This window comes from Eisenbergiella tayi (assembly GCF_001881565.1).
Classification (GTDB): Bacteria; Bacillota; Clostridia; order Lachnospirales; family Lachnospiraceae; genus Eisenbergiella; species Eisenbergiella tayi.
Genome location: NZ_MPDJ01000005.1, coordinates 320,901 through 339,161 on the forward strand (window position 1 = coordinate 320,901; position 18,261 = coordinate 339,161).

Sequence of the window (18,261 nt, forward strand, 5' to 3'; positions counted from 1 at the left end):
ATGAAGGAACGCAAGACGACATCCCCGCATTACTAATCCCGTTTTAGCGGCTAACGCTGGAGCAGCATATGTATTTTGATACCCCAACTACTTAATTATGTTTGCATTCATAAAGTCCTTATAGATTTGGTCGGATTTGACTTCGGCAAGTCCAGCGATTCCGTTAAACACATTTATTTGATTTGCACGTAAAACTGTGCTGATATTATCTCTATTACACATTATATTTTAACTTATTGATTTTCTGTTGCCAAAGTGTTGCCATATATCCGTATCAAAACAGCTTTTATTCTATTATTAATACTCTATTTGATTGTTATATTTTAACAGTTTTACTAGTTCTTTTCCTGCTATAACATGAATTTCAAAATTCAAATTAGCTTTAGCTCTCTTCACATAATTATTGAAAGGTTCCGTGACTTCTTTTGCCGAAATAAAAATTACAATAGCTTTATTCCCAAAATAAGTAAATGGCCTAACCACCTGATATACTATATTTTCTGTTACTTTTTTCAGAATTTCAACACCAGATTTAACCGGAATGCAAAGATAATATGTTTCCATATGTGATTTTCTTTGTATAGGGAGTTCCATATCAGCTATTTCAAACACTCCATGAGGTTTTTTACTTTCTCGATTAATAACATGTTTATCAATATTGATTATAATATTTGCAATTTTTCCTCTAAGTATTTCATCATTATATCCTTCCACAATGTTTATATCTCTAGCTGTTATATCTACGGCTGATGAATTGGAATAACCATTTATATAATCATTTATATAAAACCATGATTTATCAAATGTTTCATTAACACATGGTAATTTCATCATCCTAACTTTATTTATTTTTTTTAATTTCATCCACCTTAAGCAGTTTCTCAAGTACACCATTTTGCTGTCTTCATATAGTTTATTGTAAACATCTTTATTATCAGACAAATATTTTTCAAAATATTCAACAAAATAATTTTCATCTAAATTATATATATTTATCATAGCCCAAACATTATTTATAATAACATCACTGTTCTCAATATCTGTAATGTTACCTATCCAACTGCCTGAAGTACTGTTTTCTACTAGATGCTGATAAGTTTTATATATATTGTAAATAAACATTTTTAATTTTACATTTGTTTTTGTAGCATCTTGGATTTGAGTAAAATTCAAACAAAATCTCTCGATGATATTCATACATCGCTTTGCCAAATCATATACACTATCAAAATAATGTTTATCTTCGGACTCAAGGTATTCTAATAATGCTTGTTGATAATTTAACAATAAATATATAATTGGATTATAATTGATATTCGATTTTTCTCCGTTATTACACAAAATCTCCAACGCAGAAACTAACTCCCTACCTCTACTCTCGAAAAAATAATCATCTTCAGAACATCCCGATATCATTAAATGCTTAATTTGTATCCTAACAATATTTATCTGTATATTCATCTGATAAATCATTCGTGACATATCTTCATATATCCTATTATAAACAATTTTATTATAAAAATAATGAAAAGAAGAATAATAAAAAATAATCTTATCAAATCTCAATTTATCTGAAATGCATTGACTAATTCTCATCAAGTTAATTTTATCAATTGGATCTAAAACACACATTTCTATAACATCATCCAATAAAAATTCGAATTCCGTTAATTTTTTTAGTTCTCCCCATTGCAAGTCACGCTCTTTGTATAAAGTAAAATTGGTATGCACTAGTGTTTCAATTTCAGCTATAATCTCATTCTCGTTCATATAATTTTTTCCATCCTCTCATCTTTCAACATTTGTCTTTTCTCATATATCAATTGTGCATATTCCTCTTTACTTAGACATATAGCATCAATAATTATATTTATATTCATTTTTTCAAATGTTCTTTGAATCAGCTCTTGTCTTTTCAAATATGACATATATTTAAAATCATTTGAAACAACCAATAAATCTATATCCGAAATATCCTTATATTCATTTGTCAAAAATGATCCTCGCAAAAAACAAGAATCACAATTAAAATATGGCGTTTTTTCTAAAACACTTTTAATTTCATATAATATTTTAATAGGCATATGCATTCCTTAAATAGTATTTCATTTTTGTCCAAAATCTTCTATTTTCTTGATGTTCCACCTTTATAAATAAATTGGCAACATTTTCATCTTATACATACAGAGAATATGTATCATATAAATGCAGCAGGCAATCTCAAAGATTACCTGCCATATACAATAAATTATACACTCAGGTATCACTCAAACTCGCAAAATAAAAGTTGTTTCTATACAATTTTGTATGGGCAATTTGACTTTATTTTTCTCCAACTGTTCCATTCCTATGGTCTATTCAAACTGGTGTTATTATTTTAATCTTTTTTCAGAAATAGCTGACTCTTATCATATCAACTAATTAGCATTTTCACTTTCCACTTCTTGGTAATCTAATTTTGACTCTATATCAGCTTGCACCATTTCATTATATTCAAAATTAATAAAGCCTTTAAGTGCTTCTCCCTTTTTAACTCTCCTAAAGTTATATGAAATATGTTCCTTTTCTATCTTAGGCGGAGTATTGTCAACTATGATTAGTTGATTACTTTCTGAAAGTTCAACTATATAGCTAAAGATTTCATTATAAGTTTCTGGATCAACACTATCTTTTACCTCCGAATTAGTTCCAATATTATTACTTACTGTATCAATCATTAATAATCCAGGATGACAATTTTCTTTCTCCTCAGCATTTAACTCTAAAATAGCTCCAATATACGCAATTTCCATGCAAAGCAACAAACAACCACTAGTATGTTTTAATACACTTATTCCACTATAATAGGGGAGATAGTTGTCCGTGCTAATATAACAACTGTCCGCCTGAATATCTTGAAAATTAAATCTGTACATTAATTGACGATAACGTGTATTTATTTTTTGTAAAATATCTTTTTCTCGCTTTGCAGCGTTTTGTAATTCATTTTTCTTTTTAACCAATACATCTAAATTATCTTTTAGTTTTTTTAATGCTTTAGTATGTACCTCAATTTCATGATGAATATCAATTAAAGAATTAACTTTATTTCTTTCCTCTGTAATATCTTTAATTAATGAATTATATGACTCAATTTCCGATAAATATGGAATTTCCATATTTTTTTTATATTCCATAAGTGCTGATTGATATATTTGTTTTTTTTCCTCAATTTTAGATATTACTTGTTGAGTTTCTATTAGAATCAACTTTTCTTTATCTAATAATTTTTTCAGAGTTTCAAGCTTATTGTCAATTTGCCTTATTGCAATTTCAATATCCTCACTACTATTTACATCTTCTTTAATTACTACTATAGAATGGCATAATGGACACCTTTCACTATGGCTAGATATTTTAATTTTTTTCATCGCTTCAAGCGTTGCAGTTAATTTCATTTTTTCTTCATTATAATCTGCCTGAAGAGTAAGTTTATTCATAATTGAAAGTTTTATCTTGCTTACATACTGTTCTTTCTCATTTATTAAACTATCAAACTTTGAAACATCATTCTTTAACTCAAGAAATATATTTGATTGTTTATCTTTTTTCATTTCAATTAATTCAGTTTTTTCATTAACTAAATTTTGAATTTGTTTACTATACGTTTCTTTTAAATCTACTAGTTGTATAAGTACATTAGCCTCTTTATTTTCAAGATAATTTTCTAAACCACTTTTCACTTTTTCTTTTTCATTTATTTCATTTTGCGTAATTTGAATCTCTTCACTAATCTGTTCTAAATCAGGAATAAGCAAATCATTAATTATTTTAAAAACTTCTTTATTTTTTCCAGAGACAAACGTATTATTATTTTTCAGAAAGTTTATTGTTCCTAACTCACCCTGATTTATAAACATGTATCTCATTACATCCCTAAAGGATATTTTTTCTTTAATCAGATCCTTACTTCCAGCTTTTCTTTTAAGAATACTATGCAAGGATATCTGTAATTCTTTTGCAAAAAAATCATTCGCATCATCTGAATCTTTTTTCCACGGTGAATAATCGTTGTATTCTTCAAATGAACATAAAAAAATATTTATTAAATTCTTATCTGTTTTCAAGTCACGTTTAACTGTATATATTTGTTCCGATATCGAAAATTCTAAATAAACCTCATTACAAAATTCATCCAGCTCTTTTTGAACTGATAAATCTATCAATTCCGGTTTTCCTCCTAAACAATATACAATAAGCTTTAATAACAAAGACTTGCCGGAAAAACCATCACCTTTTATTATTATCAAAGAACTATTAAGTAAAAATGTCCTTTGATATTCTTCACCTTTTATAATTAGACGACTAAGTTCTAATCTACTTTTCATCTCTGCTTAATACCTTTCTATGATTAGCAACACTATATTTTATAGTGCTATTAATTAAATTATATTTATCAACTAACTTCTCAAAATACTTATCTTCTAGCCCTTCTACTAGATTCATACCTGACTCGGATAGCTTGAGATATAATAACGTTTCTTTATTAGTGTTTTCTACATTAATATCTATTAAATTTTGATTTCTCAAAATAATACTGTATTTCCTCAAAACCTCTTCATTAATTAAATAATGATCCTGATAGTATTCGTAATTTACTTCATACTCCCTTTTCTGATTCAGTTCAACCAAATCTAACATAGTATAATAGTAATTTAGTTCTTCAATATTAATTCCTTTTTTTCTACGCTTAAATTCACTCAAAATAACCAGCATTTTAATACAATCAAGATATTCGTTTTGATAAAGATACTGTAAATCTAATGGTAACAAATTATTCTTCAAAGCGCTTATCCCCCCACCAGACTTCCCTTTCTCCTGTCTTCTCATCAGCCAATACATGTATAAATCCCTGTTTATTTATATCATTTGGTAAATTTTCATCATTAATTCGCTTTTTCAATTTATTCAAGTCCAACTCAGACAATAATTTATGTACTGCTTTCCATAATTCTTCACTATCCTTATTTTCCTCAAATAGTGTTGTAAAACATCTCTGATATTGCATATAAGACATTTTTAACATATATTCAGCAATAACATCACTATCTTTAATACCCGATTTCTTTAGCCATCTAAAATATTGTTCTGCCGTAAAGAAGCAATCCTTGCTATAATTTATTTTTCCTGTTCCTATATCTTCGATTCTAAGTTTTTTGCAAAACAAATTGTTTTCCAGGTTAATTTTCTCTTCAACATTAGGTAAATCATCAAGTTCAATTACACTCTCATCAGAGTTTTCATACTGATCTTCAGATGCGAAATCACATATTAGTTTTAAAAGTTTTCTTATTTCCTCTTGGTGCGATGATTTACTTGGATCATAAGATATTGTTTCTATATTATAATTTTCTTTTAAAATTCTCCGTTCTTCTATTTTGGGATTTGCTAATATAATGTAATGCTTAGACTTAAAAAACTGATTATTCTCTTTAATTATGTTTTGAATAAACACATCATTAAAGGAAAACCCTATAAATAAAAATGTTTTCACGCCACTAAAAATAGAAAACAAATTTTTGTATGTATCATTCTTATACAATTCATTATATTTATCTCTGCTCAGAACAATACTACTTTCATCACTAATATTTCCATGTAAGTGAAAAATTCTTTTACTTTCTTTTTCTGCTAATAAATTCTGTATATTAGCACTTACATCTTTTAAATTGACTGGCACAAATGGTGTCACTAAATATTCATGGATTAAATGATCATAATTGGTAGTAAAAATTGTATTAAAGTTGTATTTTGCCAAATCACAATAATTATTTTCAATATTACTAATATCCTTTGGAATGCACTGCTTAATCTTATTTACTACAAAAGATTGTATATCCTCTTCGCTCCTAAGTGCATACTTTTTTATTGATGCAACTGCTTCCCAATAATCATATCTCTTCAAATTAATATCAATGATATTCATGAAAGAAGTACCTTCAATATCATCCATACCCGACTCCAACGCACACTGTAAAATCAACTCTCCCCAATCGGGAATATTAAATGGTATGGATAATCCTGCTCCTATAAATGGAATAACATTATTATCTTTGTATTTTTTCTGTAACTCATTAATAAAAACAGTCTCTTGCATTTCTTTCACCTACCCTACTTTAATGTAATAATTATACCTTCTTTAGTATCACATAGCAAATGGAATATCAAGAATACAGCACCGAAAGGCGCATTAAATTATACTGGTCTTATATTTGGGAATTCTCAAAAAAAATCTTGTTATCCACTTTTTTCTGATTTCATGCCCTGTTTTAGAAAAGTTATCCACATCCTATAGCTATAGATTCCCTTCTTTTCCTTTTTTGTGGGTCTTTTTTTGAATTTTATCTTCCCATCAACCACATCCTTTGCTATAATTAACTCAGTTTTCAGATATGCTATGCATATCGTTCTGAGATATATCTTCTCTTGTTAGTTGTTGTCCAAAGCTTGCTAACAACTCAGAAGATATATTTTTTTGGCTTTTTTTGATCTCATTTCTCTTTAAATAGAACCATTCATACAATTGTTTGATCATGTCCGATATTTGCAACATCAAGTAGTGATTCTTTAAGGCATTATCATTCCAACTGCATGCATGGGTAATGTCTCCCTGCCAATTCTTCTGACGGTTAAATCCCTCATTTTCTATTTTCCACCGTTTTCTTCCTGTTGCTGCTATTTTTTCTGCATTCTTTGAAGTAATCTTTATGCTGGTCAACCACTGGAATTCCGTTCTTACTACTTTTTTCTTTACTTTCTTTTCTTCCCAGTATTCAGCACATTTACCGGCTTCCCATTATAATCTATTTCGTTCATGTATTCTGCATGGCCAGCTACTTCTTTTTCGCTGATATTCTTATATTCCTCCTGAATGCTCGGTATGCTCCCTGCTTTATACCTAATTATAAATTCCCACCGGTTCTCCCTGCATATATTCATAACGGGTTCTGATGCATACAGGAAATCTGCCAGTAACGTGATGGGTAGTCTTGGATATTTCGCCTTTATTTTTTTCGCCAGTCTTTCAATTGCTTTTGTTTCGCAGTCCTGTTTCACCTCTTCTGGACTCATGTTTTTCTGCCGTTGTGCATCTTCCCCATTATTTTCAATAAACTCACTTCCTATGCTTACGATCACTTTCTCGCCAAAATAAATTTTCGTCTCCAGCACATCACAGTGGTAGTTCACTGTTTCTTCTTCTGTCCCTCTATAAAAATGTCTTTCCAGACATTTTTGATTTATCTGGCGGCTGCCCGAATAGGTCTGTGTTGCATCTACGATCACAAGCCATCTCTTTTGAAATCTTGCTTCATCAAAGATCCTTCTTCTGATCAGGTCATATACCAGTGACAGTTGGATCCCCTGGATCTGATTGGGGGCAAGCCTATCCAGATATTCATTTACGGTCACTCCATAGGGAAGGAATTCGCTTCTTTCTTCTCCCAGGAATTCCAGAATATTCCCCGTCACCTGCCCACTTTTAAATTCATAGGTCATAGCTCTTACACTGGAAAGCCCGGCGATTCCTTTATAATAAATGGTTCCGAGCATCACTCTATTGTTATATAGGATATAACTCTGGTCTCTTGGATCTGATGTTTCCGAAAACTGTTCAAATAGGTCGGGACAGAACTTCTTTTGGATCCGATTACATTCTATCATGTTCCTTTTGATTTTCCCTTAGGTAGTCACCTGCCTCCTCTACGGTCATTCCGTCGATTCCCGGTGCTCCCTTATTTTCCATTACTCTCTTAAAAGCTCTGTTCAGGTTGTCCTTATTTAGTATCTTCTCCAAGAGTTCCGGCTGTGCACTGTCTCTTTCCTTCCATATCCGGCGGAAAGAACGGTGCGCTCTCACATACCCTTCACGTTCCGCGCTATCTCTTTGTGAGCAGCTATCTTTGTTTTCTGTACCCAATGTTCTTTCCTCCTTTCCCGGTTGTACTAAAGACTCCTGTTGATTCGGCCCTTCCTCTCGAATGGAACCCGTTCCCTTTGACTACTACGGCCTCTGCTGACTTCTGTACGTTCAGCACTACCTCACGATAATGGTTATCCCTTTCGGGACATTCCGCACAGACCTCCCCGGGTACCACACGTTTCTTTCTCTCCATCCATCTGCCACATTTACCATACATGACTCTGTGTAGTTATTGGGCTTTGACTTGTCGTGCAGCCTTACCCTCATGCATCGCCTGATGTGATTTCTGTTAGTCAGACCAGAGATTTGCCCATGGGTTAGTATGTTCCCCACATCCGGCTTCCTTCAGATTCCACCTCACGATGGACACCCTTGCCTTCGGCTATATCCTTCCCACTACCGGGCGGATTCCGGACTTGCACCGGTTAGAAACGTGTGCCGCCGGGCGCACACGTAAAAAAAGTCTTGCCAAATTGATTTCACTCAATTTGGTAAGACCTTTTTCTTTGGTTTAAATATCTTTTACTTGCTAACCACTAGCAAACTTAGAATAAATGCCTTTTTACCAGTGCTATCAATTTGTTATCAAATAGAGCCATGAACCTCGATAAACTTAGTGTTTATACGGCTTCCCGGCTCTCTGTCTACTATTCAAACTCAATCGTAGCCGGCGGCTTCCCCGTACAGTCATAAAGCACCCGGTTCACATTCTTCACCTCATTCACAATCCGACTGCTGACCTTCCCAATCAGCCCCCACGGCAGTTCCGCGAATTCCGCCGTCATAAAGTCCGTAGTCGTCACCGCGCGCAGCGCAATCGCATAATCATAGGTTCTCTCGTCCCCCATAACCCCGACAGACCGCATGTTAGTGAGCGCCGCAAAATACTGATCCGGCTTCTCCTCCAGATCCGCCGCCGCGATCTCTTCCCGATAAATCGCATCCGCATCCTGCAGCATCCGAACCTTCTCTTCCGTCACCTCTCCGATAATCCGTATAGCCAGTCCCGGCCCCGGGAAAGGCTGCCTGCTGATCAGCTTCTCCGGAATTCCCAGTTCTCTTCCTGCCGCACGCACCTCATCCTTAAAGAGCAGCCGCAGAGGCTCCACGATTTCCTTGAAATCCACATAATCCGGAAGCCCTCCCACATTGTGGTGGCTCTTAATAACCGCAGATTTACCAAGACCGCTTTCAATCACATCCGGGTAGATCGTCCCCTGTACCAGGAAATCCACCTTCCCGATCTTCTTCGCCTCTTCTTCAAACACCCGGATAAATTCTTCCCCGATTATCTTTCTCTTATCTTCCGGTTCCACGGCTCCGGCCAGCTTCTCATAAAAACGCTGCTGGGCATTAACCCGGATAAAATTCAAATCATAGGAGCCATTAGGGCCGAATACCTCTTCCACCTCGTCCCCTTCGTTTTTACGAAGAAGGCCGTGATCCACAAACACGCAGGTAAGCTGTTTTCCCACCGCTTTTGACAGCAGCACTGCTGCCACAGAGGAATCCACGCCCCCTGAAAGCGCACACAGGACTTTTCCGTTTCCGATTCTCTCACGCAGCGCCTGTATACTCGTCTCCACAAAGGAATCCATTTTCCAGTCCCCTGCACAATGGCAGACGTCAAACAGGAAATTAGCCAGCATCTTCTTTCCTTCCCGGGTATGCACCACTTCCGGATGGAACTGCACGCAATACAGGCCTTTTTCCACATTTTCAGCCGCAGCTACCGGACATACCGGAGTAGTTGCTTTTATTTCAAATCCCGGCGCAGGCTGAGAAATATAATCTGTATGGCTCATCCAGCATACGGAAGTCTCCGATACATTGGTAAACATCTTCCCCGTTGTATCAAAATGCACTTCTGTTTTCCCGTATTCACGAACCGGAGCCGTGGATACGGTACCGCCTAAAAGATGGTTCATCAGCTGGGCGCCGTAGCAGATACCCAGTACCGGAATCCCCATTTCAAAAATCGCTTTATCACAGGAAGGAGAATCATCGCCGTATACGCTGTTAGGGCCGCCTGTAAAAATAATGCCTTTAGGATTTCTTTCACGGATTTCCTCCAGGCTCATGGTGTAGGGGTGAACCTCGCAGTAAACGTTGCATTCTCTGACTCTTCTGGCAATCAGCTGATTATACTGTCCGCCGAAGTCCAGAACTATCACTAATTCTCTTTCCATTTTTCCTCCATTCTACCGCCATGCGGCGTGTTCGTACTTTTGGATAAAATTGCAGGTAACTTTTTTAAGTAAAATAAGTATCATATAAAAATTCATTTCATTATAAAATACTCATTGCTGTTTGTCAAAACCTTTTCATTCCCGTATCTTCCTTATTTTATGTAATTTTTCATCCTTCGTCTATTTCCATCCGCACAGCTGTCATTCTTTCGTACAAAAACAGACAGCAGGTTTATTGCTCCCGCTGTCTGTTCATAGCCGTTTCCCATTTATGTCCCCGGTACCGCCAAATATAGCAGATTGCCCGGAACACCCAGTCGATCACCATAGCTCCCCATACGCCCAGCAGCCCCAGGCCGAACTGGTATGTAAACAGGTAGGAGGCTCCTACCCGGAAAATCCACATGGAAAGGATGGCAATCACCATCGTCCATATAACGTCTCCCGCCGAACGGAGCGTATTGGGCAGTGTGAAGGAGGGCACCCAGAAAAGCACTACCATAATATTATGGAAACGCATCACATCCGTTGCCATTTTTGCGGCTTCAGGCCCCAGGCTGTACATTTTAACCAGCACGGGCATGCTTACATACATAATCACGGAAATTACCGCGGTAACGCCAATGGTAATCGCCATCAATTTTCTGGTATAATATCTTGCCTGTTTATATTCCCCAGCTCCCACACATACAGCCGATACGGATACCAGCGCCAGGTTTATTGCCTGTCCGGCCAGGATATTCCAGGATGCCAGCGTATTGGCGACCGCGTTGGCGGCAATTGCCGATGTCCCCATAGTCGCAACAGCGCTTAAAACCATGATTTTTCCCAGCTGGAACATGCTGTTTTCCATGCCGTTGGGAACGGCGATATAAAGAATCTTTTTAATCAAATCTCCATTGAACTTAAAACGAATCTGTCCGCAGAAATTAATCGGCTTCTTCGGATTAAACATCATGCAGAAAATTACAATGGCTCCCACAAACCGGGAAACCGTGGTGGGGATAGCCGCTCCTGCAACGCCCCATTTCAGGCCGAAAATACATATGGCATTTCCCGTAATGTTAATCGCATTGATTAACAGGGAAATCCACATGGTTACTTTGGCGTTATTCATGGAGCGGAATATGGCGGCACAAGAATTATAGATTGCCAGTCCCGAAAAAGAGACTGCTGTTATGATCAGGTAGGTTTTGGCGGACTGCATTACATCCGTATCGATTTTTCCGAATATAAGGCGCAGCAGCTGGTCGTGGAAGCCGATGAACAGCACGGATATCGCCAGGGCCAGCGTTGTGGCAAACATGATGATCTGCCAGGCCGCCTTACTGGCTTCTTCCGGATGCTTCTGTCCCAGGAAATGCCCGGCTACCACCGCGCCGCCCGTGGCAAGCGCTGAAAAGATATTGATCAGCAGGATATTCACGGTATCAACCAGAGACACGCCCGATACGGCCGCCTCCCCTACAACGGAAATCATAATGGTATCCGCCATACCAACCGCTATCGCCAATGTCTGTTCAATGACCAGAGGAATAATCAGTTTTTTCAGATCCTTATTTGAATAAAGCATTCCTATTTTCCGCCCCTAATTTTTTCTTTTGTACCTTACAAATCCTTTTCGCTTTTTTAACAGGATTATTACTTGTTTATTGTATTCCGTTTTGTGACTGGTGTAAATACTTTTCTCTTGTTGCCAGTCCGCCCCGGATATGGCGCTCGGACTTGTTCACATCCAGCACCTTTCTGGCTTCCCTGGCCAACGCGGGATTAATCTGAGACAGGCGTTCCGTAACATCCTTATGTACGGTAGACTTACTGATGCCGAACTGTTTTGCGGTTTGGCGCACAGTGGCATTGTAATCAATAATATAGTTGGCAATATCGATTGCTCGCTCCTCGATATAATCTTTCACGGATTTCCCCCGGAAAACTTGTTTTTACAATGTATGCGGGTATGAAATCCAGTATGTCAACTTTTCAGGACGCGAAAATAAAAACTGATTTCCGTTTATCTTTTCTCCCATTCCTTATAGGCGGCTTCCCATGTTTTCCGTGTAAAAGGGCGGACGGGATCTCCCGTACGCTCTGCATATTCCTCAGCATATTTCAGGAAAAAATATAAATGCTCTCTTCTGGCCTGCAGTTCCCGAATACGAATATTACTCCAGACAGGAACTTTTTTATATTGATCACTTTCTTTGAATTTTTTTATAAATTCATCCATATTATAAGGAGCTCTTCGCTCATCTATTGTAATTCCTTTCTCATCAGCTTCTATCAAAGTATAGGGGGCCCCCCTTTCGCAGCTGTCCATGGGAAGGCCGCAGGAACCGGGATTTATAAATATCTTTTTCCCTTTTTGTATAAACCATTGTATATGTGAATGTCCGAAAATATATACCCCATCTTCCAGCTTATCACACTGTCTCTGAAACTCTTCATTCCCAGACAAATGCGTTCTGATATCCGACAGAAGCTGACTGTGTTTTAATTCCCTTTCGTTATACATAAGAGGAATGGCAGGGCAGCTGAATTTACTCAGTTCCGCATTTCCTATGATATCCTGTGATGAATGAGACATATGGAAAACAACACCGCTTTCCTCATCCCGGAACTGTTTTCTTTCCGGAAGCCTACGCAGAAACATCTTGCTTTCATCACTGAGAGCCTGTGCGCACCAGCAGGAAATATGCATCTGGCCGCCTTCCCAGCGCCCTTCATCCTCTCCCTGCATTCTTTCGATGTATTGCTCCTCATTCCCCCGGATAACAAAAGCATTATCCATACAGGCTATGCGCTGTACTGCCTGTTCAGGAAAAGGCATGCTCAGACAGTAATCCCCGGCAAAGAGAAAAATATCGGCCGATTGTTTTTCGGCATCCGCCAAGACAGCATCCAGAGCATCCATATTTCCGTGAATGTCAGATATAACTGCATATTTCATTCTTCTTCATCCTCCCCTCCTTCCATCTCCTCCTCACCTCCCGTCAGCCGCAGATATATCTCCTCCGCATCCATATCCACCAGTTCCTCCCACGAAACCGTATCCTCCCACACCAGCCTTGCCTTTTCATCCCCCAAAGCCGCGATACCAGCCACCGCATCCAGCAAATCTCTTTCGCAGTCCTCCAGCATTTTTTCAAACAGCTCCCCGGTAACGCGCAGCATCTCAGAAGCCTTCTCCGTGATTTTATCGTCGGATCAGCCTGTAAAAGCGCCGGGATCGATGTCCTCCAATATAAAATCATAGTTCTCCGACATGTTTTCCAGCGTGATCCAATAATCATTGACAAACCCGTATTTATTCAGTGCACTGCCCAGTTTCATACTCAGCCGCCGTAACTCTTTATCTTCTTCCATAACTCCCTCACCCTTTCCGCAATCCCGCACTCTTCAAGAATTTCCGCCCCTGCTTTAGCCACATCCGCTACCCAATATGTCTCATGCCGGTACTCCGTTTCTTCCAGACATCCTTCCGACTTCATCCGTTCCAGCTGCCCCGCGGTGAAGCTTTCAGGAAGGATATCCAATATTCCCCCTTCTCCGGCCGCATCCAGCAATTCCCAGAGAACTGAAGTATTATGGCGTCCACCCAGCACTTCTCCCTGAGTGCTTACATCACACTTAATCTCCAGGCTTACCGGAATCTTTTTCCACGCATCCACTCCTTCCGCCGTTTCCATACGTTCACAGTATTTTTGTGCCAACGGCTTCAGCGCATAGCTCACCATTGCTTCCCTGTCCAGTTCCAGCAGCCCTTCCAATGCCTCCTGCTCCCGGTATGCAAACTGCCAGTCATAAAAATACGAAGCCGAATCATCAAACCACAACCGGCATAAGCATTTCTTCTCCGCTTCCGTACCTATGGCATAAAAATACAATTCCGAAACAAAAAACAAACCGGGATTCACCACACAATACCACTGGTTCCATTTACGCAGAAAACCGCACCCACACAAAGTCCTTACCGTCTCTTTCTCCCGTCCCGCAAAATACCTTTCCGCCTTCTCTTCCAGTTCTATTTCCGACCAAATAACAGACCCTTTTTTCACAACAGGCCGCAGGCTTTTGACAAAAAACGTAAATTCCATTTCCGTAATCCCTGTTTTTCCGGCCAGATAAGACACTATATCCATCAATGCATCCTTCAGGTTATCCGCCAGCCGCCCCTTTTCTTCCACAATATTCATAAGCAGAACCGCCCCGGATTCCGTTTTCAGAAAATCAGCCCAGTACCATGGTTCCTCCCGGTGCCCAATCTCCAGCAGCCGCAGCTTGGTATCCTTATCCACATTGCCGTAACGGATATATTCCCGCACGGCCTTCCAGTCTTCCCTGTCAATATCCTCCATGCTTTTCCGGAACTCTTCCACCGTCTCTTCATACCGGTATTCCTCTTCCTCGTCTTCCTCCGATTCCTCTTCCCATTCTATCTTATCCTCGTCCAGCCAGGAGGAATATTTGTTCTCCTTTTCCGTCAGCTCCCCACTGAACGTTATCGCCATCTCTTCCTGGCTTTTTTCTATCTCATACAGAAGCTCCTCAAAATAGAACACATTATTCTGCACCGCTGCCAGGCACATCTCTCTTCGATAATACCATTCCAGATAACCGGTAAGCTCTTCCCTGTGCGCCGCCGCATAAATATTGCCTGCCTCCTTCAGTGAAACAGGCAGATCCCCCAGCTGAAAAGGCAGCCCGTTTTTCATCATCGCTTTCAGATAGAGAACAATTACTTCCTCCTTCCCCTCATATATCCTGCGTTCTATAGCCTTTCCCGCGGCCTTGGGAAATTCCTTCAAATCCTCCGTACTCATATCCTCCGAAGCTGTTTCTACATCATCCAGCAGCTTTCGGAACTTCTCCGCAAACCAATCACGGAAAGGTTCTCCCCAAATCTCCCGGTACCCCTGCAGCAGTTCATAATAAGAATAGTACTCCCGCTCGTATTCAAAAAAACACCTGTCTTCCAGAGAAACCGCCCTTTCCATCACCCTCCGGTAATATTCCATATCGTTATCCGCCTTAATACTGAGTTCCAGCAGACTGCTGCAGCATTCAAAATAACAGCTGCCCCGCAGCAGCATATCCCTGTACTGGGCAAAGTTCCGGCTTATGTACTGATGAATGAAGTCTTTTGCCGAAGGGTTCTGGAATCGTACCCGCAAAGCATTTCCGGCTTCCGGCACTGTCTCCGTACAGATCACTGTCTTTTCCAGTTCTGCGATCACGCGTTCAAATTCCCGATAGAGACTGCCTTCTTTTTCACCGGCCACAGCCGCCTGATAACATTTATGGGCATCCGTCAGATTCACCGGAAGGGGCATCAGATCCATGAGCATGAAAAAGATTCTCGCCTCATCGGAAAGATTTTGAAAAATCTGTTCCCAGAAATCTTCCGGCTGACGGAGATACTGCAGCAGTCTGTATGCACACTCTTTCGGCTCATCCTCAGGACGGACGGAATTCAGGTACATCTGGATGATCCGGGGATTATAATAGGAAGAAAGCACTGCCTGATCATGAATCTGATACAGTTCCTTCATCTGTTCCCAGGTCAGAGGGGCTTTCCGAAGGTGTCCCAGATAGATCCGCACCATTTCCGTATTGGAATAAGCCTTCAGCCTGCATTCCAGCTTATGTCTTTCCAGAAGGCTCCGTAGCTCTTCATTCTGCCGCATCCCCTGTTCCAGCACATATTCTCTCGTTGTCATGATGAGGATGAAATCCGTGCGTGTCCGCACGGTTTCTATCAGCCTTGCAAGCCGTCTTTCCTCTTTCCCCGTCCCGTATGCGTTCAGGAAATTGCTTCCCCAGAAATCATCGTAAACGACCACCTTTTTCCCCGGCATATCCTGGGCCTTATACAGATCTCCCACCGACTCCGCCCACAGGTAGGTATCGAAGCCCTTGCGTGACAGCCAGAATATAGCCAGCTGATTTGCCAGCGTTGTTTTTCCGATCCCAAGCTCTCCCGATATTATGATTGCCCGGTTTCCTGCCAGAAGTCTCCTGGCCTCTTCATATACGGCGGTTTCCACAAAAACCTCCGCATTCTGCTTCGCCTTCTCCCATTCCAGCCTGGATTCCGCCAGCAGTTCCCCGTTGACCGCATCTCTTATGGTCCGCTTGAGCACATCTGTATTCTGAATCCACAGCTTATAATATTTTTCCTCTGCCTGGGCATATCCGGCGTCATTGCTTCCCAGATAGCCATTCAGATCCTTTCCCGTCACAATATCCTCATCGGCAATAATATAAGGATGGAACAGCTCCCGGATTTTCTTTTTCTGTTCCGGGCTCACATCTCTGGACAGCACAAGAATATACCGGTCAGGCTTTATCCTGTCCGCTTTTTTCTTCTCTTCCCTCAGTTCCTTCCAGCGCAGGGCGCTTTCACTGGCCCACCGCTTTGCCTGCATGACAATGCATTTCCCGTCAGGCGTGATGCATCGGGCGTCCATCCCCTGATCCGGCCCTTCCCGAAACGCTTCCAGGCGTATCTTTTCCCGCACCTGTATCATATCTCTGGCAAATTCCTGGAACTCCACAGGCTCCAGCAGATGGTGAAAATCGTAATTCTTCATGCTGCAGCCTCCTTTCCCGCTTCTTTGGCGCCGCATTTTACCTTTTTCCTTATTTTACCTTATAATTCCCCCATTCTCCACCTTTCCCTGCAAAAAAAGATACGGCAGTCCCGTAAGCCCACTGCCGCCGTCCCTTCCTATGGGCGCACAAAAAACTCCCGAAGCGCCGCCGCCCCGGGAGTTTTTTCCCATACCACAGAGAACAAATCCCCACATTTCTTCCCTGTGATGAGTTGCCTGTTAATGAATAAGCCTTGCTATAGCACCTTCCACAATACCCCATAAGGAGAAATCCTGTCCGCCGTATACCAGCATCCAGTTGTTAATGGTGTTCCCGAAGAAATAAGAACCGAAGCCAACCAGGAATACCATGATAATACCGCTCAGGGCCGCGCCTACGATACAGCCTCTGATACCGCCGGTTGCATTGCCGATGATGGATGCACAGCCTATTTCAAAGAAGCAGGTGAAGGTCAGAGGGATGATAACCGTAGGGAACATCCCTGCCGTCAGGATAATGGTTATGGTGGAGGTAATCATTGCCACGATAAACCCGATAATCAGCGCGTTGGGCGCAAAATTAAAGATAACCGGGCAGTCCAGGGCGGGAATCGCACCGGGGACTATCTTTTCCGCAATACCCTTGAAAGCGGGTACAATTTCGGAAATCAGCATACGAACGCCGAGAAGCATGATGGTAACACCTACGCCAAAATAAATGGCCTTAGTAAAAATAAAGGTGAAAATTCCGGTTGTTCCGCCCGCATAGCCCCACACCTCGCCGGGCACAAGGCCATTAGCCTTCAAAATAAAGAACATGACGATATAGGTCAGGCAGATGACGATGGAGCCTGTTATGGATACCTCACGCAGGAAACCAAGGCTCTTGGGGAATTTGATATCTTCCGTGGAATGCTTCTTGTCCCCGATCAGTTTTCCGAGATAACCGGAAATCAGGGAAAGCACGGTTGTGGGATGTCCTATGGTAAAGCTGTCGTCCCCGGTTACTTCCCTGACAAGAGGACGCATCAGGTTCGGGGATATTACCATATAAGCCGCCGTAAAAATAGTTGCCAGGCCGATGAGCTTGCCGCCTGTCAGGCCTGCATCCACACCGGCTGCGATAAATACATAAGGGAACCAGTACAGCATGTGGCCGGTAAGGAATACGGATTTCCATTTGGTAAAACGGGCAAAGAGCAGGTTAAAGGCAAAGGCGATCAGCATAACAATACCGATCTGGGTGCCGTATACGGACATATCGATGTCCGGCTTGCCGTTTGCCGCCGGCATCATCGTATTAAATGCCGCCGCCAGGCCGTCTATGGAATTTCCGGTAATAATCCCGGTACCTTGTGACAGCACAAAGAATCCGATTGCCGTCATCATGGTTCCCCGGACAATCTCACTGAACTGTTTTTTCTGCAGGATAAGACCGATCATTGCAATCAGGGCCAGGAATATCGCTCCCTGTCCGAATATTTCATTGATAATAAAATTCAATACAACCATAATTCTCTCT

Annotated in this window: 14 protein-coding genes and 2 pseudogenes; all 16 read right to left on the reverse strand. The window is 40.4% G+C overall.

All coding sequences use genetic code 11. The features are described from left to right. Positions 1-297: 297 nt before the first annotated feature. On the reverse strand, positions 298-1,770 hold the full coding sequence (locus BLA28_RS19530) for a hypothetical protein (RefSeq protein WP_071699301.1): 1,473 nt from the start codon (positions 1,768-1,770) through the stop codon (positions 298-300). Next, entirely contained in the window at positions 1,767-2,084 is a 318-nt protein-coding gene (locus BLA28_RS19535; protein ID WP_071699302.1) for a nucleotidyltransferase domain-containing protein, read from the reverse strand. Before BLA28_RS19535 ends, BLA28_RS19530 begins: the two co-directional genes overlap by 4 nt. A gap of 333 nt (positions 2,085-2,417) precedes the next feature. Then, complete coding sequence (locus tag BLA28_RS19540; protein ID WP_071699303.1) at positions 2,418-4,367, reverse strand: hypothetical protein; 1,950 nt, start codon at positions 4,365-4,367, stop codon at positions 2,418-2,420. After that, positions 4,357-4,824 (reverse strand): hypothetical protein, encoded by a 468-nt coding sequence (locus BLA28_RS19545; RefSeq protein ID WP_071699304.1) that lies wholly within the window; start codon positions 4,822-4,824, stop codon positions 4,357-4,359. Before BLA28_RS19545 ends, BLA28_RS19540 begins: the two co-directional genes overlap by 11 nt. Beyond that, a complete protein-coding gene (locus tag BLA28_RS19550; protein WP_081365646.1) occupies positions 4,814-6,136 on the reverse strand; it encodes an ABC-three component system protein in 1,323 nt (440 codons plus the stop codon). Before BLA28_RS19550 ends, BLA28_RS19545 begins: the two co-directional genes overlap by 11 nt. A 282-nt stretch (positions 6,137-6,418) precedes the next feature. Continuing rightward, on the reverse strand, positions 6,419-6,757 hold the full coding sequence (locus tag BLA28_RS19555; RefSeq protein WP_071699306.1) for a hypothetical protein: 339 nt from the start codon (positions 6,755-6,757) through the stop codon (positions 6,419-6,421). Between the two features lie 32 nt (positions 6,758-6,789). After that, entirely contained in the window at positions 6,790-7,701 is a 912-nt protein-coding gene (locus BLA28_RS19560; protein ID WP_143131509.1) for a transposase family protein, read from the reverse strand. A 1-nt stretch (position 7,702) separates the two neighbouring features. Then, positions 7,703-7,957, reverse strand: a pseudogene (locus tag BLA28_RS19565) (group II intron reverse transcriptase/maturase); the annotation flags it as partial. Between the two features lie 650 nt (positions 7,958-8,607). Further along, the gene (gene guaA, locus BLA28_RS19580; RefSeq protein WP_071699310.1) at positions 8,608-10,149 is read right to left on the reverse strand and encodes a glutamine-hydrolyzing GMP synthase; all 1,542 of its coding nucleotides are present in this window, start codon (positions 10,147-10,149) and stop codon (positions 8,608-8,610) included. Positions 10,150-10,381: 232 nt separating this feature from the next. Then, the gene (locus tag BLA28_RS19585) at positions 10,382-11,722 is read right to left on the reverse strand and encodes an MATE family efflux transporter (RefSeq protein WP_009251769.1); all 1,341 of its coding nucleotides are present in this window, start codon (positions 11,720-11,722) and stop codon (positions 10,382-10,384) included. Between the two features lie 76 nt (positions 11,723-11,798). Next, positions 11,799-12,065, reverse strand: a complete 267-nt coding sequence (gene spoIIID / locus BLA28_RS19590; RefSeq protein WP_009251770.1) for a sporulation transcriptional regulator SpoIIID — start codon at positions 12,063-12,065, stop codon at positions 11,799-11,801. Positions 12,066-12,160: 95 nt separating this feature from the next. Beyond that, positions 12,161-13,096 (reverse strand): metallophosphoesterase family protein, encoded by a 936-nt coding sequence (locus BLA28_RS19595; RefSeq protein ID WP_071699311.1) that lies wholly within the window; start codon positions 13,094-13,096, stop codon positions 12,161-12,163. After that, positions 13,093-13,320 carry a hypothetical protein gene (locus BLA28_RS19600; protein WP_071699312.1) on the reverse strand — a complete coding sequence of 76 codons (228 nt, stop codon included), beginning with the start codon at positions 13,318-13,320 and terminating at the stop codon, positions 13,093-13,095. Before BLA28_RS19600 ends, BLA28_RS19595 begins: the two co-directional genes overlap by 4 nt. Positions 13,321-13,353: 33 nt before the next feature. After that, entirely contained in the window at positions 13,354-13,479 is a 126-nt protein-coding gene (locus BLA28_RS34435; RefSeq protein WP_278336442.1) for a hypothetical protein, read from the reverse strand. A gap of 2,255 nt (positions 13,480-15,734) precedes the next feature. Beyond that, positions 15,735-16,775: pseudogene (locus tag BLA28_RS34805) on the reverse strand (nSTAND3 domain-containing NTPase); the annotation flags it as partial. Between the two features lie 204 nt (positions 16,776-16,979). Further along, the gene (locus BLA28_RS19610) at positions 16,980-18,251 is read right to left on the reverse strand and encodes a PTS ascorbate transporter subunit IIC (protein ID WP_044965951.1); all 1,272 of its coding nucleotides are present in this window, start codon (positions 18,249-18,251) and stop codon (positions 16,980-16,982) included. Positions 18,252-18,261: the final 10 nt, after the last annotated feature.

Bases quoted from the DNA above. Each gene is read 5' to 3' on its own strand.
- BLA28_RS19530 (WP_071699301.1), bottom strand. From the start codon at position 1,770: ATGAACGAGAATGAGATTATAGCTGAAATTGAAACACTAGTGCATACC.
- BLA28_RS19535 (WP_071699302.1), bottom strand. From the start codon at position 2,084: ATGCCTATTAAAATATTATATGAAATTAAAAGTGTTTTAGAAAAAACG.
- BLA28_RS19540 (WP_071699303.1), bottom strand. From the start codon at position 4,367: ATGAAAAGTAGATTAGAACTTAGTCGTCTAATTATAAAAGGTGAAGAA.
- BLA28_RS19550 (WP_081365646.1), bottom strand. From the start codon at position 6,136: ATGCAAGAGACTGTTTTTATTAATGAGTTACAGAAAAAATACAAAGAT.
- BLA28_RS19560 (WP_143131509.1), bottom strand. From the start codon at position 7,701: ATGATAGAATGTAATCGGATCCAAAAGAAGTTCTGTCCCGACCTATTT.
- guaA (WP_071699310.1), bottom strand. From the start codon at position 10,149: ATGGAAAGAGAATTAGTGATAGTTCTGGACTTCGGCGGACAGTATAAT.
- BLA28_RS19585 (WP_009251769.1), bottom strand. From the start codon at position 11,722: ATGCTTTATTCAAATAAGGATCTGAAAAAACTGATTATTCCTCTGGTC.
- BLA28_RS19595 (WP_071699311.1), bottom strand. From the start codon at position 13,096: ATGAAATATGCAGTTATATCTGACATTCACGGAAATATGGATGCTCTG.
- BLA28_RS19600 (WP_071699312.1), bottom strand. From the start codon at position 13,320: ATGCTGCGCGTTACCGGGGAGCTGTTTGAAAAAATGCTGGAGGACTGC.
- BLA28_RS34435 (WP_278336442.1), bottom strand. From the start codon at position 13,479: ATGAAACTGGGCAGTGCACTGAATAAATACGGGTTTGTCAATGATTAT.
- BLA28_RS19610 (WP_044965951.1), bottom strand. From the start codon at position 18,251: ATGGTTGTATTGAATTTTATTATCAATGAAATATTCGGACAGGGAGCG.